We start from the raw sequence: 26,286 nt of genomic DNA on the forward strand, positions 1-26,286 counted from the left end.
CGTTGGCGATGTTATGATGGCGGGAATTTTCTCCAACCATACAATTTAGATTCGCTGAGAGCCCTGGCATGTTTAAAAAAATCCTCTTCCCGTTAGTCGCGCTGTTCATGTTAGCTGGATGCGCAACGCCGCCAACCACTATTGAAGTCTCCCCGAAGATTACGCTGCCGCAGCAGGACCCAAGCCTGATGGGCGTGACCGTTAGCATCAACGGTGCCGACCAGCGTCAGGATCAAGCGCTGGCAAAAGTCACCCGCGACAACCAGCTGGTTACCCTGACCGCGTCCCGCGATCTGCGTTTCCTGCTGCAAGAAGTGCTGGAAAAACAGATGACCGCACGCGGCTATATGATTGGACCAAACGGCGCTGTAAACCTGCAAATCATTGTTAGCCAGCTGTACGCTGACGTGTCTCAGGGTAGCGTGCGCTATAACATTGCCACCAAAGCAGATATCGCCATCATTGCGACCGCTGCTAACGGCAACAAGATGACCAAAAACTACCGCGCAAGCTATTCTGTTGAAGGCGCACTGCAGGCCTCTAACAAAAATATCGCTGACGCCGTTAACAGCGTGCTGACCGACACCATCGCTGATATGTCTCAGGACACCAGCGTTCACGATTTCATCAAGCAGAACGCGCGTTAATTTCTGCCCATATGGCCCGGCGTTCGTCGGGCCTATAGAAGCCCATGTCCAGTCATTACTTACGTATTTTTCAGCAACCACGTTCAGCTATCCTGCTCATTCTGGGGTTTGCTTCCGGTTTACCGCTCGCACTGACCTCAGGTACGCTTCAGGCATGGATGACGGTTGAGAATATAGATCTTAAAACCATTGGTTTCTTTTCTCTGGTCGGCCAGGCCTACGTGTTTAAGTTCCTCTGGTCCCCGCTTATGGACCGCTACACGCCGCCATTTTTAGGTCGACGCCGCGGTTGGCTGCTGGCAACCCAGGTACTGTTACTCATTTCTATCGCCGCGATGGGCTTTCTTGAGCCCGGCACACAACTGCGCTGGATGGCCGCACTGGCCGTGGTGATCGCGTTTTGTTCAGCATCGCAGGATATCGTCTTCGACGCCTGGAAAACCGACGTGTTACCTGCCGAAGAACGTGGCACTGGCGCAGCAATCAGCGTGTTGGGCTATCGTTTAGGGATGCTGGTTTCCGGTGGGCTGGCTCTGTGGATGGCCGATCGCTGGCTGGGCTGGCAAGGCATGTACTGGCTGATGGCGGCGCTGCTGATACCTTGCATCATTGCCACATTGTTAGCGCCCGAACCGACTGATGCCATTCCGGTGCCCAAAACGCTGGAGCAGGCAGTGGCGGCTCCGTTGCGCGACTTCTTTGGTCGTAACAACGCCTGGCTTATCCTGCTGCTTATTGTGTTGTATAAGCTTGGGGATGCCTTCGCCATGAGTCTGACCACCACCTTTTTAATCCGCGGCGTCGGATTTGATGCGGGTGAAGTCGGCGTGGTGAATAAAACGCTCGGGCTTCTGGCAACCATCGTTGGTGCATTGTACGGTGGGATCCTGATGCAGCGTCTTTCGCTGTTCCGCGCATTGCTGATATTTGGCATTCTGCAAGGGGCGTCAAATGCAGGCTACTGGCTATTGTCCATCACTGACAAACACATGTTCAGTATGGCGGCCGCCGTCTTCTTTGAAAACCTGTGTGGCGGAATGGGCACGGCAGCGTTTGTCGCTTTATTAATGACGCTGTGCAATAAGTCCTTCTCAGCGACCCAGTTCGCCCTGCTCTCTGCGCTTTCAGCCGTTGGTCGCGTTTATGTTGGCCCGGTAGCGGGTTGGTTTGTCGAAGCGCACGGATGGCCGACGTTTTATCTGTTCTCGGTGTTTGCCGCGATCCCTGGTCTCATACTGTTGCTGGTTTGTCGTCAGACCCTGGAGCATAGTTGGCAAAATGAAAGCTTTCTTCCACGCACGGAATTTCGTGGAGCGTACGGTCTGGCATTAATGACGCTGGTAGTGGGTTGCTGTTTGCTGGCAGTCTGGCTGCTACTGCTGACGATGAACGCCCTCGATTACACTCACTTCTCCTTCCTGCCGGAACTGCTTGAAGTCTCAGTGACGGTCGCCGTCTGCGGGGTCATTTTTGGCGGATTGCTGGATTATCTGGCTCTGCGCAAAACCCGTCTGGCGTAAAAATCCGTATTAATAAGCCGTTGTAATCACCCTGCGTAATTATAACGGCTAAATAAACAACAATTGATAAAAATAATATTTGTTATTTTGTGCGCCAAAGAATTTGGAAATTATTGACGCCTTTTATATATTCTATTTTCCTTACTCGATTCAGCCACTACAGATTTATTTTTTGTTCCTGAGTTGTCTTTTTATTGATAATTAATTGTTAATTAATTGTTTTATTTTCGTATTGGTTATACCAATTACCCTCAGCATCTCCTCCGCCTGTCCGCTTTCGTTATAACGTGATGTTGCAACAGGTTCTTAAAGTCAAAGCGACATATATTGTAACATATGTGACACGCATGGCAGAACCCAGTAACACAGATCCAAGGATGTTTACAGTAATGTAACCTTCCCGTAAAATGCCCTCACACTTTAAACGCCACCCGGTCCCGTGGAATTGAGGTCGTTAAATGAGACTCAGGAAATACAATAAAAGTTTGGGATGGTTGTCATTAATTGCAGGCACTGCGTTACTCAGTGGCTGTAATTCTGCGCTGCTTGACCCTAAAGGACAGATTGGACTGGAACAACGTTCACTGATACTGACGGCATTTGGCCTGATGTTGATTGTCGTTATTCCAGCCATCTTGATGGCTGTTGGTTTTGCCTGGAAGTATCGTGCAAGCAATAAAGATGCGAAGTACAGCCCGAACTGGTCACACTCCAATAAAGTGGAAGCTGTGGTCTGGACGGTGCCGATCTTAATCATCATTTTCCTTGCCGTACTGACCTGGAAAACCACTCACGCTCTTGAGCCAAGCAAACCGCTGGCGCATGACGAGAAGCCCATTACCATCGAAGTGGTTTCCATGGACTGGAAATGGTTCTTTATCTATCCGGAACAGGGTATCGCTACCGTGAATGAAATCGCCTTCCCGGCGAATACTCCGGTTGAGTTCAAAGTGACATCTAACTCCGTGATGAACTCCTTCTTTATCCCGCGTCTGGGTAGCCAGATTTATGCCATGGCCGGTATGCAGACTCGACTGCATCTGATCGCCAACGAAGTCGGTACTTATGATGGTATCTCCGCAAGCTATAGCGGACCAGGCTTCTCCGGTATGAAGTTCAAGGCTATCGCAACAAAGGACCGCGCCGAATTCGACCAATGGGTTGCTAAAGCTAAACAGTCTCCGAACACCATGAGCGACATGGCTGCGTTCGAAAAAGTGGCTGTGCCAAGCGAATACAACCAGGTGGAATACTTCTCCAACGTGAAACCTGATTTGTTTAAAGACGTTATTAACAAATTTATGGCTCACGGTAAGAGCATGGACATGACCCAACCCGAAGGTGAGCACAACGCACACGAAGGCATGGAAGGCATGGACATGAGCCACGCGGAATCCGCTCACTAAGGGGCCGAGGAAGAATACGATGTTCGGAAAATTGACGCTGGATGCAGTGCCGTTCCATGAACCCATTGTCATGGTTACGATCGCTGCCATTATCATCGGTGGTGCGGCCTTACTGGGCCTAATCACTTACTTCGGTAAGTGGACCTACCTATGGAAAGAGTGGCTGACTTCGGTTGACCACAAACGCCTTGGCATCATGTATGTCATCGTCGCAATCGTCATGTTGATTCGTGGCTTTGCAGATGCCGTCATGATGCGTAGTCAGCAAGCGCTGGCTTCAGCAGGTGAAGCGGGTTTCCTGCCACCTCACCACTACGACCAGATCTTCACGGCTCACGGCGTGATTATGATCTTCTTCGTGGCAATGCCATTTGTTATCGGTCTGATGAACCTGGTGGTTCCGCTGCAGATCGGCGCACGTGACGTTGCGTTCCCATTCCTGAACAACCTGAGCTTCTGGTTCACCGTTGTCGGCGTAATCCTGGTTAACCTGTCTCTGGGCGTAGGTGAATTCGCTCAGACCGGTTGGCTGGCATATCCGCCGCTCTCGGGAATAGAGTACAGTCCAAGCGTCGGGGTCGATTATTGGATATGGGCAGTCCAGTTGTCCGGTATTGGTACAACGCTGACTGGTATCAACTTCTTTGTGACCATCATTAAGATGCGTGCGCCAGGAATGACCATGTTCAAGATGCCGGTATTTAGCTGGGCGTCTCTGTGCGCGAACATCCTGATTATCGCTTCTTTCCCAATCCTGACGGTTACCGTCGCGTTGCTGACCCTGGATCGCTATCTGGGCACCCATTTCTTTACCAATGATATGGGCGGCAACATGATGATGTACATCAACCTGATTTGGGCCTGGGGCCATCCGGAAGTGTACATTCTGATCCTGCCAGTATTCGGGGTATTCTCCGAAGTCGCTGCAACCTTCTCGCGTAAGCGTCTGTTTGGTTACACCTCGCTGGTGTGGGCAACCGTGTGTATCACCGTTCTGTCGTTCATTGTTTGGCTGCACCACTTCTTCACCATGGGTGCCGGCGCAAACGTAAACGCCTTCTTCGGTATTACCACCATGATTATCGCCATCCCGACCGGGGTGAAGATCTTCAACTGGCTGTTCACCATGTATCAGGGCCGTATCGTATTCCACTCAGCAATGCTGTGGACGATTGGCTTTATCGTGACCTTCTCAGTCGGCGGCATGACCGGCGTACTGCTGGCGGTTCCGGGTGCCGACTTCGTACTGCACAACAGTCTGTTCCTGATTGCGCACTTCCATAACGTTATCATCGGCGGCGTGGTATTTGGTTGCTTCGCGGGGATGACCTACTGGTGGCCGAAAGCGTTTGGCTTCACGCTGAACGAGACCTGGGGTAAACGCGCATTCTGGTTCTGGATCATCGGCTTCTTCGTGGCATTTATGCCGCTGTACGTGCTGGGCTTTATGGGTATGACCCGTCGCCTCAGCCAGCAGATTGACCCGCAGTTCCATCCGATGCTGGTTGTTGCCGCTTGTGGTGCCGCGCTGATTGCACTGGGTATCCTGTGCCAGTTCATTCAGATGTACGTGTCCATTCGCGACCGCGAGCAGAATCGTGACCTGACCGGTGACCCATGGGGTGGTCGTACGCTGGAGTGGGCAACCTCTTCCCCGCCTCCGTTCTATAACTTTGCCGTTGTGCCGCACGTTCACGAGCGTGATGCCTTCTGGGAAATGAAAGAAAAAGGTGAAGCGTACAAGCAGCCTGCGCACTATGAAGAGATTCATATGCCGAAGAACAGCGGTGCCGGTATCGTCATTACCGCCTTCGCAACACTGTTTGGTTTCGCCATGATCTGGCATATCTGGTGGCTGGCGATTGCAAGCTTCGCAGGCATGATCATCAGCTGGATTGTGAAAAGCTTTGATGAAGACGTGGATTACTACGTGCCGGTCCCGGAAATCGAAAAACTGGAAAACCAGCATTTCGATGAGATTACTAAGGCAGGGCTGAAAAATGGCAACTGATACTTTAACGCACGCGACTGCCCACGCGCACGAACACGGGCACCACGATGCAGGCCAGACCAAAATCTTCGGATTCTGGATCTACCTGATGAGCGACTGCATTCTGTTCTCTATTCTGTTTGCAACCTATGCCGTTCTGGTGAACGGCACCGCAGGTGGCCCGACAGGTAAGGACATTTTTGAACTGCCGTTCGTTCTGGTTGAAACATTCCTGCTGTTATTCAGCTCCATTACTTACGGCATGGCAGCGATTGCCATGTACAAGAACAACAAGAGCCAGGTTATCTCCTGGCTGGCGTTGACCTTCTTGTTCGGTGCCGGATTCATCGGGATGGAACTCTATGAATTCCATCACCTGATTGTTAACGGCATGGGCCCGGATCGTAGCGGTTTCCTGTCTGCGTTCTTCGCGCTGGTCGGCACGCACGGTCTGCACGTCACCTCCGGTCTTATCTGGATGGCAGTTCTGATGGTGCAAGTCGCTCGTCGCGGCCTGACCAGTACTAACCGTACCCGCATCATGTGCCTGAGCCTGTTCTGGCACTTCCTGGATGTGGTATGGATCTGTGTGTTCACTGTTGTTTATCTGATGGGGGCGATGTAATGAGTCATGCTAACGAGAGCGGCGGCGCATCCCATGGCAGCGTAAAAACCTACATGACAGGTTTTATCCTGTCGATCATCCTGACGGTTATTCCGTTCTGGATGGTGATGACAGGTTCTGCCTCTCCGGCCGTCATTCTGGGAACTATTCTGGCAATGGCAGTGGTACAGATTCTGGTGCACCTGGTGTGCTTCCTGCACATGAATAGCAAATCTGATGAAGGTTGGAACATGACGGCCTTTGTCTTTACTGTGCTAATCATCGCCATCCTGGTTGTGGGCTCCATCTGGATTATGTGGAACCTTAACTACAACATGATGATGCACTAAGAGCGGCGATTATGATGTTTAAGCAATACCTGCAAGTAACGAAACCAGGCATCATCTTTGGCAACCTGATCTCGGTGATTGGGGGGTTCCTGCTGGCCTCGAAAGGCAGCATTGATTATCCCCTGTTTATCTACACGCTGGTTGGGGTGTCACTGGTTGTGGCGTCGGGTTGTGTATTTAACAACTACATCGACAGGGATATCGACAGGAAGATGGAGAGGACCAAAAACCGCGTGCTGGTTAAAGGTCTGATTTCCCCTGCGGTCTCACTGGTATACGCCACCCTGCTGGGTATTGCTGGCTTTATGCTGCTGTGGTTTGGCGCGAACCCTCTGGCCTGCTGGCTGGGGGTAATGGGCTTCGTGGTCTATGTGGGCGTCTATAGCCTGTACATGAAGCGCCATTCCGTTTATGGCACGCTGATTGGCTCACTCTCCGGCGCTGCGCCGCCGGTGATTGGCTACTGCGCCGTAACCGGTGCGTTCGATAGCGGTGCGCTGATTCTGCTGGCTATTTTCAGCCTGTGGCAGATGCCGCACTCTTACGCGATTGCGATTTTCCGCTTTAAGGATTATCAGGCTGCCAACATCCCAGTACTGCCGGTGGTGAAAGGCATTTCAGTCGCGAAAAACCATATCACGCTGTATATCATCGCATTTGCTATCGCCACGCTGATGCTAACCCTGGGCGGCTATGCAGGTTATAAATACCTGATTGTTGCTGCGGCGGTGAGCGTCTGGTGGTTGGGCATGGCGCTGCGCGGTTATAAAGTGGAAGATGACAAAGTCTGGGCGCGCAAGCTGTTCGGCTTCTCCATCATCGCCATTACCGCGCTTTCCGTGATGATGTCCGTCGACTTTATGGTGCCAAACTCGCAGAACCTGCTGACTTACGTCTGGTAAAATCTGCTGATACGAAAAGGGTGCTTCGGCACCCTTTTTATTGGCAAGAAAGCTATTCAATCATATAGCCATTTCCCGGCCTTTGCTGACTCAATAATCATCCCAACTGTCAAAGGCTTCAACTCAATTTCAGGAGGATCTTTTCGCCAGAAAGGGTATTCTTGTTCAATATAATTCCTTCCATCAAAATTCGAATATTCAATATCAAAATGTTCAAATAAATCAGCTAAAAAATCATATGCATCTTCCGGAACAAACTGAAAATCATCCTCAAGGGTCCATTGTTTAGTGACCTGCTTAAGACCAGGTCTGAACCAACGTTCCCTAATTGGGTAATTCTTCATGATGTACTCAATAACTTCAACTTCATAAGTTCTCATCAGAAGGATGTCCACTGTATGCGATCTTTAGTCGTACTAATATCATGATATCATTAGACTTTATGATGTATTATTCATACACCCTGTTGACCTTGGTTGGGTAAATTCAGCGAATGCTAAAAGGGTACTTCGGCATCCTTTTTATTTACTACCCGATTTTGACAGCGTCAGGTCTCGTCTTTTTGTTCATCAGGCCAGATCTCAAACAACCATTTCCCCGCCTCTGCTGACTCCGCAAACATCCTTACGGTTAAAGGTAAACGTGTGCCTTCTACTTCTTCCCATTTAGCTTTGAACCATCTAGTGAATAGTGGCAAATTGTGCCACGGATAATACGGTTTCCAGTTCACACATGATAAATCGACTTTAAACTCTTTCTCATATCGAGTCAGAGCACTGTGGAGGTCATCACCGGGGACATCAAATAGTTCTGAGTCGAGTTCTAAAGGAACCTCTTTCCAGTTTTCATCCAAATACCCGGGTATTTCTTCCCTGAAAAGCTTTAACACATCGTCTTGAATACTCATTAGAATGATGTCCATTGAATACCGTCATCAGCCTGAATCAATTGGTGATATTTATTACGAAATACCATTTTCCTTTTCCCTGTTTCCATTAGTAATAACCACAAAAAGACTACACCTGAAATTATCGCAAGCAAATTAGTTGCAACCGTAACTATTTAAGTTTCCGTGCTACACAATTCCACATATCGTAGAGGTTTACCCCATTCCTTCCCCGCTTTACACTAGGCGCGAAATTAATACAGAGGTGGGAATGAACGATTACAAAATGACGCCCGGTGAGTTGCGCGCCACCTGGGGTTTAGGGACCGTATTCTCGTTGCGCATGCTTGGCATGTTTATGGTTCTGCCAGTTCTGACCACGTACGGCATGGCGCTACAGGGTGCCAGCGAAGCGCTGATAGGCCTTGCCATCGGCATTTATGGCCTGGCGCAAGCCGTCTTCCAGATCCCCTTTGGTCTGCTCTCTGACCGCATCGGCCGTAAGCCGCTTATCGTCGGTGGGCTGGCGGTGTTCGTTCTCGGCAGCGTGATTGCCGCCCTTTCCGATTCAATCTGGGGAATTATTCTAGGCCGCGCCCTACAAGGCTCTGGCGCGATTGCTGCCGCCGTGATGGCGCTGCTTTCCGACTTAACCCGCGAGCAAAACCGCACCAAAGCGATGGCGTTTATCGGCGTCAGCTTTGGTATCACCTTTGCCATTGCGATGGTGCTGGGGCCCATCGTTACCCATGCGCTGGGGCTCCACGCGCTGTTCTGGATGATTGCCGCTCTTGCCACCACGGGTATCGTGCTGACTATTTGGGTCGTTCCCAATAGTACCAACCACGTGCTGAACCGCGAGTCGGGCATGGTAAAAGGCAGCTTCAGCAAAGTGCTGGCGGAGCCTAAACTGCTGAAGCTCAACTTCGGCATCATGTGCCTGCACATTTTGTTGATGTCCACTTTCGTCGCGTTACCAGGACAACTGGCGAAAGCCGGTTTCCCCGCCGCCGAACACTGGAAAATTTATCTGGTGACGATGCTGCTGTCTTTTGTTTCCGTGGTGCCGTTCATCATTTACGCCGAAGTGAAGCGCAAGATGAAACGCGTGTTCCTCGCCTGCGTGTTACTGATCCTTATCGCAGAGATCGTATTATGGAGCGCTAACGTGCGTTTCTGGGGTCTGATTGCGGGCGTGCAGATCTTCTTCCTCGCCTTTAACCTGATGGAAGCCCTCCTCCCCTCGCTTATCAGCAAAGAATCGCCTGCGGGTTACAAAGGCACGGCGATGGGCGTTTACTCCACCAGCCAGTTTCTTGGCGTGGCGATTGGCGGTTCACTCGGCGGTTGGGTGGTCGAAATGTTTAATGGTCAGGCAGTATTCCTGGCCGGCGCGCTGCTGGCAGCCATTTGGTTACTGGTGGCAAGCACAATGAAAGAACCGCCGTACGTCAGCAGCCTGCGCGTGGAAATCCCACCAGAGATTGCCGCGGATGACACGTTGAAGCAGCGTCTGTTGGCGAAAGAAGGGATAAGCGAAGTGTTAATCGTGGCGAAAGAGCATTCAGCCTACGTGAAAATCGACAGCAAAGTGACCAATCGATTCGAAGTTGAGCAAGCGATAAGCCAGGCGTGAAGAGTGCCGAATGGTGACTATCGTCTTGTCCGGCCTACAAATAGCGTGTGCGACCTGTAGGCCGGATCAGGCATTACGACTTAATCGCGGAAGTTCTTAAACTGGAACGGCTGGCCGAGATCGCCGCCGCGAACCAGCGCCATGACGGATTGCAGATCGTCACGCGCCTTACCGGTCACACGAATTTCTTCGCCTTGAATCTGCGCCTGCACTTTCAGCTTGCTGTCTTTGATCAGCTTAACGATTTTCTTTTGCACCGCGCTTTCAATGCCCTGCTTCAGCTTAGCTTCAACAAACCAGGTTTTACCGCTGTGCACGAAGGTCTCTGGTACGTCCAGCGACGTGCCTTCAATACCGCGTTTCAGCAGCTTTGCACGTAAAATATCCAGCAGCTGATTGACCTGGAAATCAGACTCGCTCAGCACCTTAATCGTCTTATTTGACTCATTCAGCTCAAAAGTGGCTTCAACGCCACGAAAATCAAAGCGTGACTCGACTTCACGGCTGGCGTTATCCACCGCGTTACGGGCTTCCTGAAGATCAACTTCAGAGACAATATCGAAAGATGGCATCTTTTCCTCTCCCTTCATTTTTGATGCAAAGCATAATACCTGCAAAGTTACTCAACAGACAGCGCTATACTAGGCTGTATCCCTTCATTGTACGTGGTAGTGACATCTGCGAACAATAATGGGGTGCGGTCGAAATGGATTAACACCTGGTGTTGTTGCAGGTGAGGAGGAAGAATGAAAATTACCGTACTGGGATGTGGAGCGTTAGGACAGCTATGGCTTACAGCACTGTGCAAACATGGACATGAGGTGCAAGGGTGGCTGCGCGTACCGCAACCCTACTGCAGCGTAAACCTGATCGACACGGATGGCTCAGTTTTTAATGAATCCCTGACGGCAAACGACCCCGACTTTTTGGCAAAAAGCGACCTGCTGCTGGTCACTCTGAAAGCCTGGCAGGTTTCTGATGCGGTAAAAGGCCTGGCCGCAATTCTGCCTGAAACCACGCCCATTCTGCTTATTCACAACGGTATGGGGACGATTGAAGAGTTACATAACATTAAGCAACCCTTGCTGATGGGTACCACCACCCACGCAGCACGCCGTGACGGGAACGTCATCATTCATGTCGCTCAGGGAACAACGCGTATTGGACCGGCGCGTGAGCAAGACGGAGATTTCAGCTATCTGGCTGAAACCCTGCAAGAGGTGCTGCCGGACGTCGCCTGGCACAACACTATTCGCGCCGAGCTGTGGCGCAAGCTGGCCGTCAACTGCGTCATTAACCCGCTGACCGCATTATGGGATTGCCCAAACGGTGAGTTACGCCACCATCCGGAAAAAATAGCGCTCATCTGCGAGGAAGTGGCAGCGGTGATCGAACGCGAAGGCCACCACACATCAGCGGATGATTTACGCTATTATGTCGAGCAAGTGATTGACAGTACGGCGGAAAATATCTCATCTATGCTGCAGGACATTCGCGCCATGCGTCATACCGAGATCGACTACATTACCGGTTATTTGTTAAAACGCGCACGCGCGCACGGCATCGCCGTTCCGGAAAATGCCCGCCTGTTTGAAATGGTTAAAAGAAAGGAAAGTGAGTATGAGCGCTCAAGCACTGGTATGTCTCGCCCCTGGTAGTGAAGAAACCGAAGCAGTTACTACTATCGATCTGCTGGTTCGCGGCGGAATTAAGGTCACAACCGCCAGCGTCGCCAGCGATGGCAATCTGACGATCGTGTGCTCGCGCGGTGTGAAACTGCTGGCGGATGCGCCATTAGTCGAAGTTGCCGACGGCGATTTCGACATCATCGTGCTGCCCGGTGGTGTCAAAGGTGCCGAGTGCTTTCGCGACAGTCCCCTGCTGGTCGAAACCGTGAAACAGTTTCATCGCTCCGGACGCATAGTCGCGGCAATCTGCGCCGCTGCCGCGACCGTCCTCGTCCCACACGACATTTTTCCCATCGGCAACATGACCGGCTACCCGGCGCTGAAAGACAAGATCCCCGCGGAGCAATGGCAGGACAAGCGCGTCGTGTGGGATCCGCGCGTTAACCTGTTAACCAGCCAGGGACCGGGAACCTCCATCGATTTCGGTTTAAAAATCATTGATCTGTTGGTTAGTCGTGAAAAAGCCCATGAGGTAGCGTCACAGCTGGTGATGGCTGCGGGAATTTATAACTACTACGAATAAATCTTCAGGCCACTTACCTACAAGGAATAAGAATGAAAGGATATCTGAGCGCAGTGGCTTTACTGCTCCTTTCCGGCTACGCCGCAGCAACGCAACTTGAAATAAAAAACCTTGAATATCGCTACCCCGCAAGCGCTGAGATACAGTATCGCGTGCCGTGGTTTACTTCAACGGATAACCCTCAGGTCGCTAAACGCATTAACGATTATATTTTCGCAAGCTTTATCAATCAGCTACCGGGTAACAATCCACAAACAACAGTGAACCAGTTTGCGAAATCAGAGAGAAACGCCACCGCAAACCTTGATTACACGGTTGAGTATCGCGACGACAAAATACTGTCACTGAACATGTTTGTCGAAGGGTGCGGCGCGTATTGTGAATCGTACAATGTACCGCTCAGCTTCGATTTAGCCAACGGCGCAGCAATTACCCTCAACGATCTCTTTTCCCGCTCTACGATGGCCGAATTAAATACCCGCATCAGAAAAGATATCCGTGGCCAAATCGACACCTTTGTTGATGCGCATAAATCGCAGACGTCGGCGCAAATAAAAGAAGAGAAAGGCGATGATTTTGACTATGCCGAATTCTACGCATCATGCGCAACCTACACCGACGGTTTGTACTACATCGATAAATTCTCTCTGCAAAAAGACCATTTGGCCTTCCTGAATGGACGCTGTAGCAACCATGCCAGCCGTGCGCTCGACGATCTGGGCGATTTCACCACGAAAATACCTACCGCAGAACTGCATAATCAGCTCACGTCATACGGCCAGTATCTGACTGGCGCAAAGAGTACAACACCGGTTGAGCCCGCCCCCGGCATTGACGGCAAGGTGATGTACGGCACGCTGGGAAAAAGCATGCGTATTGTGTTGAAGGTGCAGTGCAAATACGGTGATTTTATTGACGGGGCTTACTTTTACCAGAAATTTGGCGCACCGATTGAATTAACCGGTAAGTGCGATACGGCCGATAATCAACATTATGAACTGAAGACGTCTGCAGCTGAACAATCGCAAGAGAAAATAACACTGGATTTAAAAGACGGGGTTTATCAGGGCGTCTGGGAGTCGAACGGGAAAACGCTTCCCATGCGTTTTGAATAATAACGTTGTATTGCCGGATGGCGGCGTAACCGCCATATCCGGCCTTCAACATGGTGTTTGCTCAATTATGGGCGATACACCTTCACGTTTTCAAAGCCCTGCTCGCGCAGGTAAAGCGCCTGCAGACGGCTCATCACCCCGCGTTCACACCATAGCAGCCAGGTTTTGCTCTGATCCAGATCGCCAAATTTGGTGCTCAGCTTGTAGAACGGCAGAGAAACGACGTCCACGCCGTCAACCTTCAGCGGTTTGTCATCCTGTTCATCCACAGAGCGGATATCCAGAATCACATCGTTCGGGCCGAAGCCGCTCACGGTTTCCACTTCCACCACGGTCTGCTGCGTCTGCTGGGCGATATCACGAATATCGATATTGTTCGCTTCTTCAACCACTTTATCGAGGATCGAGAAATCGAAGTTTTCTTCTTCGGCCTCAATCTTCGCCTTAATTGCTTTCACCGTCGGGCTTTTTGAAATCACGCCGCAGTATTCCGGCATAGTACGGGCAAAGTCCTCGGTACCAATTTCACGTGCCAGATTGATAATGTGCTCTTTATCATGGGAGATAAGCGGTCGCAGGATCAGGGTGTCAGAAACGTTATCGATCAGGCGCAGGTTGGTCAGCGTCTGGCTGGACACCTGGCCCAGCGCTTCACCAGTTACCAGCGCCTGTACGCCATAGCGCTCAGCGACTTTCGACGCCGCGCGTACCATCATACGTTTGAGGACCACGCCCATCTGACCGTCGTCGACTTTCTCCAGGATCTCGCCCACTACCGGCTCAAAGTTGATGGCAACAAAACGCACGCGATGCGAGCTACCAAAGCGGTTCCACAGATAATGCGCCACCTGACGAACGCCGATTTCATGCGCTGCCCCGCCAAGGTTGAAGAAGCAGTAGTGCACGCGGCAGCCGCGACGCATCAGCATGTAGCTGGACACGCCGGAGTCGAAACCACCCGAGATCAGCGACAGTACGTCTTCCTGTGTCCCTATCGGGAAACCGCCGATACCTTCATAGCGGCCTTTAACCAGCAACAGGCGGTCGTTTTCGATTTCAAGATTCACCGTCACGTCCGGCTTCGTCAGCTTCACGCGCGCGGATTCAATATGCTGGTTCAGTCCACCGCCAACATAACGTTCCACCTCAATAGAGCTAAACTCATGCTTACCGCGACGTTTGACGCGAACGCAGAAGGTCTTACCTTCCAGTTGATCGCGATACTGTACCAGTGCTTTCTCGAAAATATCGTGCATATCGGTAAACGGCACGTCTTCTACTTCGAGAATATGGTGGATCCCCGGAATACGGGTTAGCGCGTCGCGAATGTCCAGGCGTTGGCTTTCATCTTTCGCGCGAACCTCAACGTGATCCCAGTGACGGACAACGGCAAGGTCTTCATCATAGTGCTTTAAAACGTTACGAATGTTCCCTGTCAGAATTTTTATAAAGCGCAAACGCACAGATTGGCTTTTGATGGTGATTTCTGGGAACAATTTAATGATAAACTTCATGGCGGCAATGGTTCTTTGGCAAGTCTGAATGACTTGTAATGGAAAAAAATACAGCAGCCCATACCCTGCGGCTGCATCCAGGCGCGCAAGTATACCACCATCATGGTCATCCTGTGCACATCGCCTTACCATTGCGCGTTATTTGCTTATCAGTGCGAGTCCGTTACCATAGTCTTGTGCTGCCAATACAGAGAGTCAGACATTCATTATGCCGAAGAAAAATGAAGCGCCAGCCAGTTTTGAAACAGCGCTGAGCGAGCTGGAACAGATTGTTACCCGCCTGGAAAGCGGCGACCTGCCGCTGGAGGAAGCGCTGAACGAATTCGAACGAGGCGTACAGTTGGCGCGTCAGGGACAGGTTAAATTGCAACAGGCTGAACAGCGCGTGCAAATCCTGCTGTCAGATACTGAAGACGCCGCCCTTACGCCTTTTACACCGGATAATGAGTAAATGGATTTTACGCAGCAGCTACAGGCTTGCGTTGAGCAGGCCAATCAGGCACTGAGCCGTTTTATCGCGCCACTGCCCTTTCAGAACACTCCCGTGGTCGAAACCATGCAATATGGCGCATTATTAGGCGGTAAACGTCTGCGCCCGTTTCTGGTGTACGCGACCGGTCAGATGTTTGGCGTCAGCCTGAGTACGCTTGATGCTCCCGCGGCAGCCGTCGAGTGCATCCATGCTTATTCGTTGATGCACGATGATTTACCCGCGATGGACGACGATGACCTGCGCCGCGGTCTGCCGACCTGCCACGTAAAATTTGGCGAGGCAAACGCGATCCTCGCCGGAGATGCGCTGCAAACGCTGGCGTTCTCCATTATCAGCGACGCCCCGATGCCGGAAGTGTCTGACCGTGACCGCATCGCGATGATCTCTGAACTGGCCCAGGCCAGCGGTATCGCCGGAATGTGCGGCGGCCAGGCACTGGATCTGGCAGCCGAAGGCCATCAGGTTGAGCTGGATGCGCTGGAGCGTATTCACCGCCACAAAACCGGGGCATTGATTCGCGCCGCCGTACGTTTGGGGGCATTAAGCGCAGGTGACAAAGGGCGAGAATGCCTGGCAACACTCGACAAATATGCAGAAAGCATCGGCCTGGCTTTCCAGGTTCAGGATGACATCCTGGATGTGGTGGGCGATACTGCAATATTGGGTAAACGTCAGGGTGCTGACCAGCAGCTTGGCAAAAGTACCTATCCTGCACTTCTGGGTCTTGAGCAAGCCCGGAATAAAGCCCGGGATTTAATCGAAGATGCCCGCCAGTCGCTGAATCTGCTGGCCGCACAGTCACTCGATACCTCGGCACTGGAAGCGCTAGCGGACTATATAATCCAGCGTGATAAATAAACCAACATATCCCATGAGCTTGCGATGAGTTTTGATATAGCCAAATACCCGACCCTGGCGCTGGTCGACTCCACCCAGGAGTTACGCCTGCTGCCAAAAGAGAGCCTGCCAAAGCTTTGCGACGAACTGCGCCGCTATTTGCTCGACAGCGTAAGCCGTTCCAGCGGGCACTTCGCCTCTGGTCTGGGCACGGTGGAACTCACCGTCGCGCTGCACTACGTCTACAACACCCCGTTTGACCAGTTAATCTGGGATGTGGGGCATCAGGCTTACCCACACAAAATTCTGACCGGCCGTCGCGATAAAATCGGTACGATTCGCCAAAAAGGCGGTTTGCATCCGTTCCCGTGGCGCGGTGAGAGCGAGTATGACGTACTGAGCGTCGGACACTCCTCGACCTCTATCAGCGCTGGCATCGGTATTGCGGTTGCCGCCGAGAAAGAAGGTAAAGAACGTCGTACCGTCTGCGTGATTGGCGACGGCGCCATCACCGCTGGCATGGCGTTTGAAGCGATGAACCACGCGGGCGATATTAAGCCCGACATGTTGGTTATTCTGAACGACAACGAAATGTCGATCTCAGAAAACGTCGGCGCGCTGAATAACCACCTGGCGCAATTGCTCTCCGGCAAACTTTACTCTTCGCTGCGCGAAGGCGGAAAGAAAGTGTTCTCCGGCGTACCGCCGATTAAAGAGCTGCTCAAACGTACCGAAGAACACATCAAAGGCATGGTTGTTCCGGGTACGCTGTTTGAAGAGCTGGGCTTTAACTATATCGGCCCGGTGGATGGTCACGACGTGCTGGGGCTTATCACTACGCTGAAGAACATGCGCGATCTGAAAGGTCCACAGTTCCTGCACATCATGACCAAAAAAGGTCGTGGCTACGAGCCAGCGGAAAAAGATCCAATTACCTTCCACGCGGTACCCAAATTCGATCCGTCCAGCGGATGCCTGCCGAAAAGTAGCGGCGGCCTGCCAAGCTATTCAAAAATCTTCGGTGACTGGCTGTGCGAGACCGCGGCGAAAGACAATAAGCTGATGGCGATCACCCCGGCGATGCGCGAAGGTTCCGGCATGGTGGAATTCTCACGTAAGTTCCCGGACCGCTACTTCGATGTGGCAATTGCCGAGCAGCACGCGGTGACGTTTGCTGCCGGTCTGGCGATTGGCGGCTATAAGCCGGTCGTGGCTATTTACTCTACCTTCCTGCAACGCGCTTACGATCAGGTGCTGCATGATGTCGCCATTCAGAAACTGCCGATCCTGTTCGCCGTTGACCGGGCGGGTATCGTTGGTGCAGATGGACAAACCCACCAGGGGGCGTTCGATCTCTCCTTCCTGCGCTGCATCCCTGAAATGGTCATTATGACCCCAAGCGATGAGAACGAATGTCGCCAGATGCTGTTCACTGGCTATCACTATAACGATGGTCCAACGGTAGTGCGCTATCCGCGCGGTAACGCGGTGGGCGTTGAGCTGGCGCCGCTGGAACAACTGCCTATCGGGAAAGGTATAGTGAAACGTCACGGAGAGAAAGTCGCGATTCTCAACTTCGGTACCCTGATGCCGGAAGCCGCTCAGGTCGCCGAGTCGCTGAACGCCACGCTGGTGGATATGCGCTTTGTGAAACCGCTGGATGAAACGCTGATCCTGGAAATGGCAGCTCAACACGAAGTGCTGGTCACCATTGAAGAGAACGCCATTATGGGCGGTGCTGGCAGCGGCGTAAACGAAGTGCTGATGGCTCATCGCAAGCCCGTTCCGGTACTGAACATTGGCCTGCCTGATTTCTTCATCCCGCAGGGGACTCAGGAGGAGGCTCGCGCCGATCTGGGTCTTGATGCCGCTGGCATTGAGACCAAAATCAAGGCCTGGCTGGCATAATCCCCTCTCCGCTCCTGCTATGCTTAACTCATCACGAGCTAAGCAGGAGTGGATTGATGAAATACAACACCTTAGGAAAAACCGACCTTCGTGTCTCCCGCCTTTGCCTGGGCTGCATGACGTTTGGCGAACCCCATCGCGGCAATCACGCCTGGACGCTACCTGAAGAAAGCAGCCGCCCGATAATCAAACACGCCCTTGAGGGTGGCATTAACTTTTTCGATACCGCCAACAGTTACTCCGCTGGCAGTAGCGAAGAGATTCTCGGTCGCGCGCTGCGTGATTTCACCCGCCGCGAAGATGTCGTGGTCGCCACCAAGGTTTTTCACCAGGTTGATGATTTAGCAGAAGGATTATCCCGCGCACAAATCCTGCGCTCGATCGATGACAGCCTCAGACGTCTGGGTATGGAGTATGTCGACATCCTGCAAATTCACCGTTGGGATTACAACACGCCAATCGAAGAAACGCTGGAAGCTCTGAACGACGTTGTTAAAGCCGGTAAAGCGCGCTATATCGGCGCCTCATCCATGCACGCTTCGCAGTTTGCTCAGGCGCTGGCCTTACAGAAACAACACGGCTGGGCGCAGTTCGTAAGCATGCAGGATCACTACAACCTGATTTATCGCGAAGAAGAACGCGAAATGCTGCCGCTTTGCTATCAGGAAGGCGTTGCGGTGATCCCATGGAGTCCACTGGCGCGTGGTCGCCTGACACGCCCCTGGGGAGAAACCACTGCACGTCTGGTTTCTGATGAAGTCGGTAAAAATTTGTACAACGAGAGCGATGAAAACGATGCACAAATTGCCGCACGGCTCGCCGGTATCAGTGAGGAATTAGGCGTCACGCGGGCACAGGTCGCACTGGCCTGGCTGCTGAGCAAACCCGGTGTGGCCGCACCGATTATCGGTACGTCGCGTGAGGAACAGCTGGATGAATTGCTTAATGCGGTGGATTTAACACTGAAGCCGGAGCAGATCGCCGAGCTGGAGACGCCGTACAAACAACATCCGGTGGTGGGATTTAAATAATCTGGCAATGCCCGATAGCGCTGCGCTTATCGGGCCGTTTGTAGGCCGAATGAGGCATTTACGCGGCCATCCGGCAAAAGCATTTAAATGATACCTACCGGCCAGTGATGGCCGATAAAATAGAGGATCCCGGCAGAAAGTATCCCGGCCACAATATCATCGATCATGATCCCCGTTCCGCCATGCACGTTGCGATCGAACCAGCGGATCGGCCACGGTTTCCACATATCCAGAATACGGAAAATCACAAAACCCGCAGCAACCCACCGCCAGTCATTGGTCGGAAGCGCCATCAGGGTTATCCACATCCCGACAAACTCGTCCCAGACAATGCTGCCGTGATCGTGCACGCCCATATCTTTCGCCGTTTGATGGCACAGATAAACGCCAATACAGATAGACAACATGACCACCAGTGAATACAGTTGCCACGGCAAAAACGTCATTAAATACCAAAATGGGATCGCCGCCAGCGATCCCATCGTGCCAGGAACAATTGGACTCAGCCCACTGCCAAAACCGGTCGCCAACAGATGCCACGGGTTGCGCATGCTCAGGCGACTTTTGGCGACATCTTTTTTAAGGCGCGGCAAAATGGTCATATCCTTTCCAGTCGAACGTGACGGGTTTTCCGTCGCGCGTAAAGTGAATACCTTCCACATCCGCGCTCATCTGCCCGATACAGGTAAACGATGCGCCGAGATTCCCCAGCGCGACGTCCAGCGCGCCACGGTTAATTTCCGGTACAGTAAAGCATAACTCATAATCTTCACCACCCGAGAGCGCCCAGCGCAGCGCTTGTTCCGATTCCACGTGTTGGGCAAATGCCGAAGAGTAAGGCAGCGCATCAACGTTAACCCGCGCGCCGCAGCCGCTGGCATTAATAATGTGCCCGAGATCGGAGATCAGGCCGTCAGAAATATCGATAGCCGCACTGGCAAGATCGCGCAGGGCTTGACCCTGCAAGATGCGCGGCGTTGGCCGCAGATGACGTTTAAGCAGATAGTCTGCGTCTTTTGCATCTCCAACCTGCAACCGATTCTGTAAAATCGCCAGCCCCGCCGCGCTGTCGCCCGGTGTGCCAGTCACATAAATCCAGTCTCCCGGTTTCGCTCCGGAGCGTTTTAAGGCCCGTCCGACAGGAACGTAGCCATGGATACCCAGCGTCATCGCCAGTGGCCCACGCGTGGTGTCACCGCCAATCAGCTGCATATCATAGTAATTAAGCAGTTCAAACAGGCCATCGCTGAAGGCTTCAAGCCAGGCTTCATCGACTTCAGGTAACGTGAGTGCTAACGTCAGCCATGCAGGGTCCGCCCCCATCGCCGCCAGATCGCTCAAATTCACCGCCAGCGCTTTCCAGGCGAGATCGGTGGGATCAATGTCAGGGAGGAAGTGGTTGCCAGCCACCAGCGTATCGGTACTGATCGCCAGCGTCTGTTTTTCAGGGATATTCAAGAGTGCGCAATCGTCGCCAATACCGGTTTCGACATCAAGACGAGAGGTTCTTACGCGGTCAAAATAACGGGCAATCAGGGAAAATTCGCCACATGCCATACGTTATGCCTCAGCAGAAAAAAAGAAAAAGCCGGGGATAGTGGAAACACGTTCCACCATCCGACCGGCCTCGGAATTACTTTTTGTTGGGGCGAATCACAGGTGCTGCTTTATCCAGTACACCGTTCACGAATTTGTGGCTGTCTTCAGCGCCGAAGGTTTTCGCCAGTTCAATCGCTTCATTGATGGCCACTTTGTATGGCACATCGCTACGCTTAGACAGTTCAAACAGCGCAATACGCAGCACAGCTTTTTCTACCTGACCCAGCTCTTCCAACAGGCGAGACAGGTAAGGCTTCATTAAGCCATCCAGGTACGCGCTGTTAGTCGCCACCCCGGACAGCAGTTCACGGAAATACAGAACGTCGACATCTTTTACGTCCTGTTCCGCCAGGAACTGGTATTCAACATCAGCGATGTCGTTCTGGGACAACTGCCAGGAGTAGAGCGCCTGGACGGCACACTCACGGGCGCGGCGACGAGCAGCAGGTTTCACGGATTTCCCCTTACAAAAATCAGGCCTTGATGGCTTTCAATACATTAATCATTTCAAGCGCAGTCAGTGCAGCTTCTGCGCCTTTGTTACCGGCTTTAGTGCCAGCACGTTCGATGGCTTGTTCAATACTTTCGGTGGTCAGAACACCGAAGGCTACCGGAATGCCGCTGTCCTGAGCGACATGCGCCAGGCCATTGCTTGCACCGCCAGCCACATATTCGAAGTGCGCGGTACCGCCACGGATCACCGTACCGAGCGCAATCACCGCGTCGTATTTACCGGTTTTCGCCAGAGCGTCAGCCGCCAGCGGCAGCTCATAGGCACCAGGAACCCAAACAACGGTAATGTTTTCATCTTTAACCTGACCAATACGTTTCAGGGCGTCGATCGCACCTTCCAGCAGGCTGTCATTGATAAAGTTGTTGAAACGCGCAATGGTGATGGCGACGCGAGCGTCCGGGGTAGCAACGTTAGCTTCAATAATGTTCATATTCTTCCTTCGGGTTCGATTTATAGCCCCGTAAGGGGGGCGGATTTTATCATAATATTCTGTGCGCTGCTTCCTCTAAATCAGAAAGCCTCACGCAGTCGTTAAATGCAGGCAAACGTCCGGGCCCACCTGGCGTATCTCATTGAATTTGAAATGGGGGGCATCGGCCAGTTTCTCAAGGCCTGGAAGCACACATAATCCTCGCGCATCGCTGCCTAACAGTTTAGGCGCAACATACACGATTAGCTCATCAACCAAACCGGCCTGTAGTAACGCGCCCGCCAGCGTTGGGCCAGCTTCAACCCAAATGCTGTTAATTTGCTGCTTACCCAGTTGCATCATCAGCACCACCAGATCCAGATGCCCGTTATGTTCCGGCACTTTCAGGCTACGCACCGTCTCCGGCCAACTGCGAGGGTCGTCTTTAGTCCGGGCAATCCAGGTTTCTCCTGGCTGTTGCACAATTCGATGCTCCGGCGTGACCTGATTCTGGCTATCAAGAACAATGCGGATCGGCTGGCGCAGATTTTCCTGCGGGTAACTGGCCTGGGTAGACTCTCCAAGCTCCGACCAACGCACAGTAAGCTGAGGGTCGTCGGCTAATACCGTAGCGCTGCTGGTTAAAATAGCATGGCTTTGCGCTCGTAAACGTTGCACATCGCGACGCGCCTGCGGCGAGGTTATCCACTGGCTTTCACCGCTGGCCATTGCCGTACGTCCATCAAGCGAGGCACCAAGCTTAAGCTGCACATAGGGGAATCCCGTACGCATACGCTTCAGGAAGCCCTTATTAAGCTGCTCAACCTCGCTCATCATCAGCCCGTGGCTGACGTCAATGCCAGCCTGCTGCAAACGATAGAGCCCACGACCTGCTACCTGCGGATTGGGATCCTGCATCGCGGCAACCACACGTGACACGCCTGCGGCAATCAGCGCCTCGCAGCACGGCGGCGTACGCCCATGATGACTACAGGGTTCAAGCGTGACATAGGCCGTTGCCCCTTGCGCTTTTGCTCCCGCCATCCGCAAGGCATGGACTTCGGCATGCGGTTCGCCCGCGCGGTGATGATACCCTTCACCGACGATCTGCCCATCTTTAACAATCACGCAGCCCACGTTGGGATTGGGGTGAGTGGTAAAACGTCCGCGCGCAGCAAGCTTCAGCGCGCGCGCCATGTACAATTCATCCTGCATGGCTTAGTCCTGTAGGCGAGCAATCTCTTCGCCAAATTCTTTGATATCTTCGAAACTACGGTACACCGAGGCAAAGCGGATATAGGCGACTTTATCGAGTTTTTTCAACTGCTCCATCACCAGATTGCCAATCATCTTGCTCGGCACCTCACGCTCGCCAGTGGCACGCAGTTGTGATTTGATATGGTTCAACGCCATTTCGACGTCATCAGAACTGACCGGGCGTTTCTCAAGCGCTCTGAGCATGCCGCTGCGCAGCTTATCTTCATTAAAAGGTTCACGCACATCGTTGCTTTTCACAACGCGCGGCATGACAAGTTCAGCCACTTCAAAAGTGGTGAAACGTTCGTTACAGACCAGACACTGCCGACGGCGGCGTACTGAGGAGCCCTCGCCGACAAGACGAGAGTCAATTACCTTAGTGTCTACGGCGAAACAGAATGGGCAATGCATACGGCGTCCTGTACCTCAGTGGTTAACAGAAATCTATTTTACCCTGAACTGGCGTGACAACAAAGGCGCAGCGCTTTTGAGACAAAGGATCGATGCCTTCGCGCTCAGTGCGCACTACCATTATGCTATCGCGACAATAAAGGAAGTGATCACAATGACAAGACGTTACCTAAGAATTCTCCTGGTGGGAAGTCTCTTTAGCCTTAGTGCCTGCGCGCAGCAAAGTGAAGTACGCCAGATGCATCAAAGCGTTAGCACGTTGAATAAAGAGATGACGCAGCTCAATCAGGAAACGGTAAAAATTACCCAGCAAAATATGTTGAACGCAAAATCGACCAGCGGCGTCTATCTGCTGCCAGGTTCCAAAACCCCTGCCCGACTGGACAGCCAGATAGGCACGTTACGCATGTCGCTGATAAATATTGCGCCGAACGCCGACGGAACGCGCCTGACGCTGCGGATTCAGGGTGAATCCAACACGCCTTTACCCGCCTTTAGCGCCACCGTCGAATACGGGCAAATTCAGGGTACCACGGACAACTATCAGGAAGTGAACGTTCACAACCAATTGGTCAACGCCCCGGCAAGTATTCTTGCCCCCAGCGACGTCGACATTCCGCTGCAGATAAATGGTCTCACTCGCGAACAGTTAGGTTTTGTTCGCATCCACGACGTTCAACCTGTTAGTCAATAAACTTTTTTGCGGAACGTTTTGTGCGTTCCGCAACATCACTCCCGTCTATTTTGTTACTCCTCTGACATAACCGATATTTCTGGTAAAACTTGGCAACATTGATGAGAGCCAGTACAATTCGCCGCCTAAAGTACGCAAACGTGAACGCAATCGATTACGTAAATGATAGAACTGTGAAACAAGACATATTTTTGTGAACAATGATTTTTATAATAGGCACCGAAGAATTACGAAATATTTAGAAACGCAAATTGCGCATTTTTCACTCCCGAAAGGGATTTCAAACAGTGGCATACATATGAAAAAAACATTACTTGCAGCCGGTGCAGTGCTGGCGCTCTCCTCGTCTTTTACTGCCAACGCAGCAGAAAATGACAAACCGCAATATCTGTCCGACTGGTGGCACCAGAGCGTCAACGTGGTGGGTAGCTACCACACCCGTTTCTCCCCGAAACTGAACAACGACGTGTATCTGGAATATGAAGCGTTTGCCAAAAAAGACTGGTTTGACTTCTATGGCTACATCGATATTCCTAAAACCTTCGACTGGGGTAACGGCAACGATAAAGGCATCTGGTCTGACGGTTCTCCGCTGTTTATGGAAATCGAACCGCGTTTCTCTATCGACAAACTGACCGGCGCTGACCTGAGCTTTGGTCCGTTCAAAGAATGGTATTTCGCCAACAACTACATCTACGATATGGGTGATAACAAAGCCAGTCGCCAGAGCACCTGGTATATGGGTCTGGGTACCGATATCGATACCGGTCTGCCGATGGGTCTGTCTCTGAACGTGTATGCTAAATACCAGTGGCAGAACTATGGCGCATCCAACGAAAACGAGTGGGATGGCTACCGTTTCAAAGTGAAATACTTTGTGCCGATCACTCAGGTATGGGGCGGTCAGTTAACTTACATCGGCTTCACCAACTTCGACTGGGGCTCAGATTTGGGTGACGATCCGAACCGCACCAGCAACTCTATCGCTTCCAGCCACGTTCTGGCGCTGAACTACGATCACTGGCACTACTCCGTAGTGGCGCGTTACTTCCATAACGGCGGTCAGTGGAAAGGTGGCGACACTCTGAACTGGGGCGAAGGCGATTTCAGCGCGAAATCTACCGGTTGGGGTGGTTACCTGGTTGTAGGTTACAACTTCTAATTCAGCCAATCTGTCCGCAGACAAGCCAGCTTAACCGCTGGCTTTTTTATGGCTGGTCTTCACAGCGTACTTTACGTAAAAAGTCACTTAGCGAGCGATCCGCTGATTCGCGAAAGTACCTGTCGAGTGGCGTGATCTTCAGACATCGATCAACGCGAAAGCAGCGATAATCGTCACGTTTTTCACACCATGCAACGAGCAGCCAGTGCTCACCCCAGAAAAATAGTCCCAGCGGCTGAACATCGCGCCAGGAAAGATTCCCGACCTCATCGCGATAATGCAGCGCTAGTGTCTGCTGCGCCGAAACCGCGCGATGAATGAGATCGAACGCACTGCGTGAATGCGGCTGATTACCAAAATCAGGTGCGAAAATCCGTGTTTGCTCGGCCCTGCGCCGACTCTCTGACGGCAATATCGCCAGCACTTTTTCCTGCGCAGACTCCAGCGCCTGTGAGAGTGAATCCCCACCCCATGTTTTCAGCAGCCGAATAGCCACCATCAACGCTTCTGATTCGTGTTGCGTTAACATTAACGGCGGCAAATCAAATCCTGCCATTAGGCGGTATCCACTGCCCACTTCACCTTCAATGGGCACGCCGGATAAAGAGAGATCGCGGATATCGCGATAAATCGTCCGTTCAGATACCTCCAGACGTTCTGCCAGCAGCGCCGCCGTTGTCACTCGCCTGCCACGCAGGATTTGTACAATCTGAAACAAGCGGTCGGCGCGTCTGGACATATTAATCCTCAGTGCTGAAAAAATTACGCGGGTTGATGTAAACCAACGCGATTGCCTTCGCTGTCAGTAAACAGCGCAATCGTGCCAATGTCTTGCCCCAGTTCGAGCGGGCCAAACACGCAGTGGCCGCCAGCGGTGGCGACACGCTCAAGCGTTGCAGCCAAATCGTCCGTATGCAGGTAAATAATAGCGCCCTGCGCTGAAGGCGTAATGCCGTCAAATTTAGCCAGCGCTCCGCCGGGAGCAGGATCCTGATGCGGGAATACAGCCAGCTCGGCGCAGTCCATATTTTCCCGACGCAAAGAAACCTGCATCACGGGCTCATAAAATGCAATGGCGCGATCCATTTCTGCCACGGGGATTTCAAACCAGTTAATGACGTTGTTCATACTTCCTCCTGCCTGTGTGAGTAGTGTCAGAAGGACTATAAGACAGTGCTACTGACAGCATA

Annotated in this window: 29 protein-coding genes; 17 read left to right on the forward strand and 12 right to left on the reverse strand. The window is 52.2% G+C overall.

The genetic code is table 11. The features are described from left to right. The first annotated feature begins 68 nt into the window (after window positions 1-68). The 7 genes from ACU8YC_RS11275 to cyoE all read left to right on the forward strand — a co-directional run bounded on the left by ACU8YC_RS11275 (window position 69) and on the right by cyoE (window position 7,419). Entirely contained in the window at window positions 69-647 is a 579-nt protein-coding gene (locus tag ACU8YC_RS11275; protein WP_151218626.1) for a lipoprotein, read from the forward strand. A 44-nt stretch (window positions 648-691) separates the two neighbouring features. Beyond that, window positions 692-2,167 carry a muropeptide MFS transporter AmpG gene (gene ampG / locus ACU8YC_RS11280; protein ID WP_151218625.1) on the forward strand — a complete coding sequence of 492 codons (1,476 nt, stop codon included), beginning with the start codon at window positions 692-694 and terminating at the stop codon, window positions 2,165-2,167. Window positions 2,168-2,625: 458 nt separating this feature from the next. Next, window positions 2,626-3,573, forward strand: a complete 948-nt coding sequence (cyoA, locus tag ACU8YC_RS11285) for a cytochrome o ubiquinol oxidase subunit II (protein WP_151218624.1) — start codon at window positions 2,626-2,628, stop codon at window positions 3,571-3,573. 19 nt (window positions 3,574-3,592) lie between these two features. Then, window positions 3,593-5,584: a cytochrome o ubiquinol oxidase subunit I gene (gene cyoB, locus ACU8YC_RS11290; protein ID WP_151218623.1), complete on the forward strand. Its 1,992-nt coding sequence runs from the start codon at window positions 3,593-3,595 to the stop codon at window positions 5,582-5,584. Next, on the forward strand, window positions 5,574-6,188 hold the full coding sequence (locus ACU8YC_RS11295) for a cytochrome o ubiquinol oxidase subunit III (protein WP_003021608.1): 615 nt from the start codon (window positions 5,574-5,576) through the stop codon (window positions 6,186-6,188). The genes cyoB and ACU8YC_RS11295 overlap by 11 nt, the downstream gene beginning before the upstream one ends. Next, window positions 6,188-6,517 carry a cytochrome o ubiquinol oxidase subunit IV gene (locus ACU8YC_RS11300; protein ID WP_003021607.1) on the forward strand — a complete coding sequence of 110 codons (330 nt, stop codon included), beginning with the start codon at window positions 6,188-6,190 and terminating at the stop codon, window positions 6,515-6,517. Before ACU8YC_RS11295 ends, ACU8YC_RS11300 begins: the two co-directional genes overlap by 1 nt. Before the next feature lie 11 nt (window positions 6,518-6,528). Then, the gene (gene cyoE / locus ACU8YC_RS11305; RefSeq protein WP_286543130.1) at window positions 6,529-7,419 is read left to right on the forward strand and encodes a heme o synthase; all 891 of its coding nucleotides are present in this window, start codon (window positions 6,529-6,531) and stop codon (window positions 7,417-7,419) included. A 56-nt stretch (window positions 7,420-7,475) separates the two neighbouring features. Here cyoE and ACU8YC_RS11310 read toward each other — a convergent pair whose 3' ends face one another. Beyond that, complete coding sequence (locus tag ACU8YC_RS11310; RefSeq protein WP_423390321.1) at window positions 7,476-7,799, reverse strand: DUF1493 family protein; 324 nt, start codon at window positions 7,797-7,799, stop codon at window positions 7,476-7,478. A 167-nt stretch (window positions 7,800-7,966) separates the two neighbouring features. Next, window positions 7,967-8,341, reverse strand: a complete 375-nt coding sequence (locus ACU8YC_RS11315; protein ID WP_040232711.1) for a DUF1493 family protein — start codon at window positions 8,339-8,341, stop codon at window positions 7,967-7,969. Window positions 8,342-8,576: 235 nt separating this feature from the next. Here ACU8YC_RS11315 and ACU8YC_RS11320 point away from each other — a divergent pair, with 235 nt between their 5' ends. After that, window positions 8,577-9,941 (forward strand): MFS transporter, encoded by a 1,365-nt coding sequence (locus ACU8YC_RS11320; protein WP_423390322.1) that lies wholly within the window; start codon window positions 8,577-8,579, stop codon window positions 9,939-9,941. An 80-nt stretch (window positions 9,942-10,021) separates the two neighbouring features. On the opposite strand, the gene ACU8YC_RS11325 is transcribed toward ACU8YC_RS11320, so the two are convergent. After that, window positions 10,022-10,513, reverse strand: a complete 492-nt coding sequence (locus ACU8YC_RS11325; RefSeq protein WP_003831002.1) for a YajQ family cyclic di-GMP-binding protein — start codon at window positions 10,511-10,513, stop codon at window positions 10,022-10,024. Between the two features lie 174 nt (window positions 10,514-10,687). Between ACU8YC_RS11325 and panE the strand changes: the two genes are divergently transcribed. The 3 genes from panE to ACU8YC_RS11340 are packed head-to-tail and all read left to right on the forward strand — an operon-like array spanning window position 10,688 to window position 13,267. Beyond that, window positions 10,688-11,599: a 2-dehydropantoate 2-reductase gene (gene panE / locus ACU8YC_RS11330; RefSeq protein WP_040232714.1), complete on the forward strand. Its 912-nt coding sequence runs from the start codon at window positions 10,688-10,690 to the stop codon at window positions 11,597-11,599. Next, window positions 11,562-12,152 (forward strand): protein deglycase YajL, encoded by a 591-nt coding sequence (yajL, locus tag ACU8YC_RS11335; protein ID WP_187259369.1) that lies wholly within the window; start codon window positions 11,562-11,564, stop codon window positions 12,150-12,152. Before panE ends, yajL begins: the two co-directional genes overlap by 38 nt. A 32-nt stretch (window positions 12,153-12,184) precedes the next feature. Beyond that, a complete protein-coding gene (locus ACU8YC_RS11340; protein WP_446895338.1) occupies window positions 12,185-13,267 on the forward strand; it encodes a hypothetical protein in 1,083 nt (360 codons plus the stop codon). 65 nt (window positions 13,268-13,332) lie between these two features. Here the strand turns inward: ACU8YC_RS11340 and thiI are convergent, their stop codons facing one another. Continuing rightward, entirely contained in the window at window positions 13,333-14,781 is a 1,449-nt protein-coding gene (gene thiI / locus ACU8YC_RS11345) for a tRNA uracil 4-sulfurtransferase ThiI (protein ID WP_005125147.1), read from the reverse strand. A gap of 208 nt (window positions 14,782-14,989) precedes the next feature. Here thiI and xseB point away from each other — a divergent pair, with 208 nt between their 5' ends. From xseB to ACU8YC_RS11365, 4 genes are read left to right on the forward strand one after another with little or no spacing between them, the layout of a single operon-like run. Continuing rightward, window positions 14,990-15,232, forward strand: a complete 243-nt coding sequence (xseB, locus tag ACU8YC_RS11350; protein ID WP_038638224.1) for an exodeoxyribonuclease VII small subunit — start codon at window positions 14,990-14,992, stop codon at window positions 15,230-15,232. After that, on the forward strand, window positions 15,233-16,132 hold the full coding sequence (gene ispA, locus ACU8YC_RS11355) for a (2E,6E)-farnesyl diphosphate synthase (protein WP_151218616.1): 900 nt from the start codon (window positions 15,233-15,235) through the stop codon (window positions 16,130-16,132). A gap of 24 nt (window positions 16,133-16,156) precedes the next feature. After that, window positions 16,157-18,019 carry a 1-deoxy-D-xylulose-5-phosphate synthase gene (gene dxs / locus ACU8YC_RS11360; protein ID WP_446895339.1) on the forward strand — a complete coding sequence of 621 codons (1,863 nt, stop codon included), beginning with the start codon at window positions 16,157-16,159 and terminating at the stop codon, window positions 18,017-18,019. Window positions 18,020-18,075: 56 nt separating this feature from the next. Continuing rightward, complete coding sequence (locus tag ACU8YC_RS11365) at window positions 18,076-19,050, forward strand: aldo/keto reductase (RefSeq protein ID WP_151218615.1); 975 nt, start codon at window positions 18,076-18,078, stop codon at window positions 19,048-19,050. Between the two features lie 83 nt (window positions 19,051-19,133). On the opposite strand, the gene pgpA is transcribed toward ACU8YC_RS11365, so the two are convergent. The 6 genes from pgpA to nrdR all read right to left on the reverse strand — a co-directional run bounded on the left by pgpA (window position 19,134) and on the right by nrdR (window position 23,240). Further along, a complete protein-coding gene (pgpA, locus tag ACU8YC_RS11370; protein WP_061067419.1) occupies window positions 19,134-19,652 on the reverse strand; it encodes a phosphatidylglycerophosphatase A in 519 nt (172 codons plus the stop codon). After that, a complete protein-coding gene (gene thiL / locus ACU8YC_RS11375) occupies window positions 19,630-20,607 on the reverse strand; it encodes a thiamine-phosphate kinase (RefSeq protein WP_423390324.1) in 978 nt (325 codons plus the stop codon). Before thiL ends, pgpA begins: the two co-directional genes overlap by 23 nt. 76 nt (window positions 20,608-20,683) lie before the next feature. After that, a complete protein-coding gene (gene nusB / locus ACU8YC_RS11380) occupies window positions 20,684-21,103 on the reverse strand; it encodes a transcription antitermination factor NusB (protein WP_000801129.1) in 420 nt (139 codons plus the stop codon). A 19-nt stretch (window positions 21,104-21,122) separates the two neighbouring features. After that, complete coding sequence (ribH, locus tag ACU8YC_RS11385; protein ID WP_003021575.1) at window positions 21,123-21,593, reverse strand: 6,7-dimethyl-8-ribityllumazine synthase; 471 nt, start codon at window positions 21,591-21,593, stop codon at window positions 21,123-21,125. 90 nt (window positions 21,594-21,683) lie between these two features. Beyond that, a complete protein-coding gene (ribD, locus tag ACU8YC_RS11390; protein WP_151218614.1) occupies window positions 21,684-22,787 on the reverse strand; it encodes a bifunctional diaminohydroxyphosphoribosylaminopyrimidine deaminase/5-amino-6-(5-phosphoribosylamino)uracil reductase RibD in 1,104 nt (367 codons plus the stop codon). A 3-nt stretch (window positions 22,788-22,790) separates the two neighbouring features. Beyond that, on the reverse strand, window positions 22,791-23,240 hold the full coding sequence (nrdR, locus tag ACU8YC_RS11395; protein ID WP_016152032.1) for a transcriptional regulator NrdR: 450 nt from the start codon (window positions 23,238-23,240) through the stop codon (window positions 22,791-22,793). Window positions 23,241-23,394: 154 nt separating this feature from the next. Here nrdR and ACU8YC_RS11400 point away from each other — a divergent pair, with 154 nt between their 5' ends. Continuing rightward, window positions 23,395-23,934: a SadB/YajI family lipoprotein gene (locus ACU8YC_RS11400; RefSeq protein ID WP_210904715.1), complete on the forward strand. Its 540-nt coding sequence runs from the start codon at window positions 23,395-23,397 to the stop codon at window positions 23,932-23,934. A 298-nt stretch (window positions 23,935-24,232) separates the two neighbouring features. Continuing rightward, window positions 24,233-25,096, forward strand: coding sequence for a nucleoside-specific channel-forming protein Tsx (locus ACU8YC_RS11405; RefSeq protein WP_003021561.1), 864 nt, complete (start codon window positions 24,233-24,235; stop codon window positions 25,094-25,096). Window positions 25,097-25,142: 46 nt separating this feature from the next. On the opposite strand, the gene ACU8YC_RS11410 is transcribed toward ACU8YC_RS11405, so the two are convergent. Together ACU8YC_RS11410 and ACU8YC_RS11415 are read right to left on the reverse strand one after the other, a co-directional pair. Continuing rightward, entirely contained in the window at window positions 25,143-25,835 is a 693-nt protein-coding gene (locus ACU8YC_RS11410; protein WP_210904714.1) for a helix-turn-helix transcriptional regulator, read from the reverse strand. Window positions 25,836-25,858: 23 nt separating this feature from the next. Continuing rightward, window positions 25,859-26,224 carry a VOC family protein gene (locus ACU8YC_RS11415; protein ID WP_151218610.1) on the reverse strand — a complete coding sequence of 122 codons (366 nt, stop codon included), beginning with the start codon at window positions 26,222-26,224 and terminating at the stop codon, window positions 25,859-25,861. Window positions 26,225-26,286 lie beyond the last annotated feature (62 nt).

It is taken from the genome of Citrobacter sp. VF227 (genome assembly GCF_052950715.1).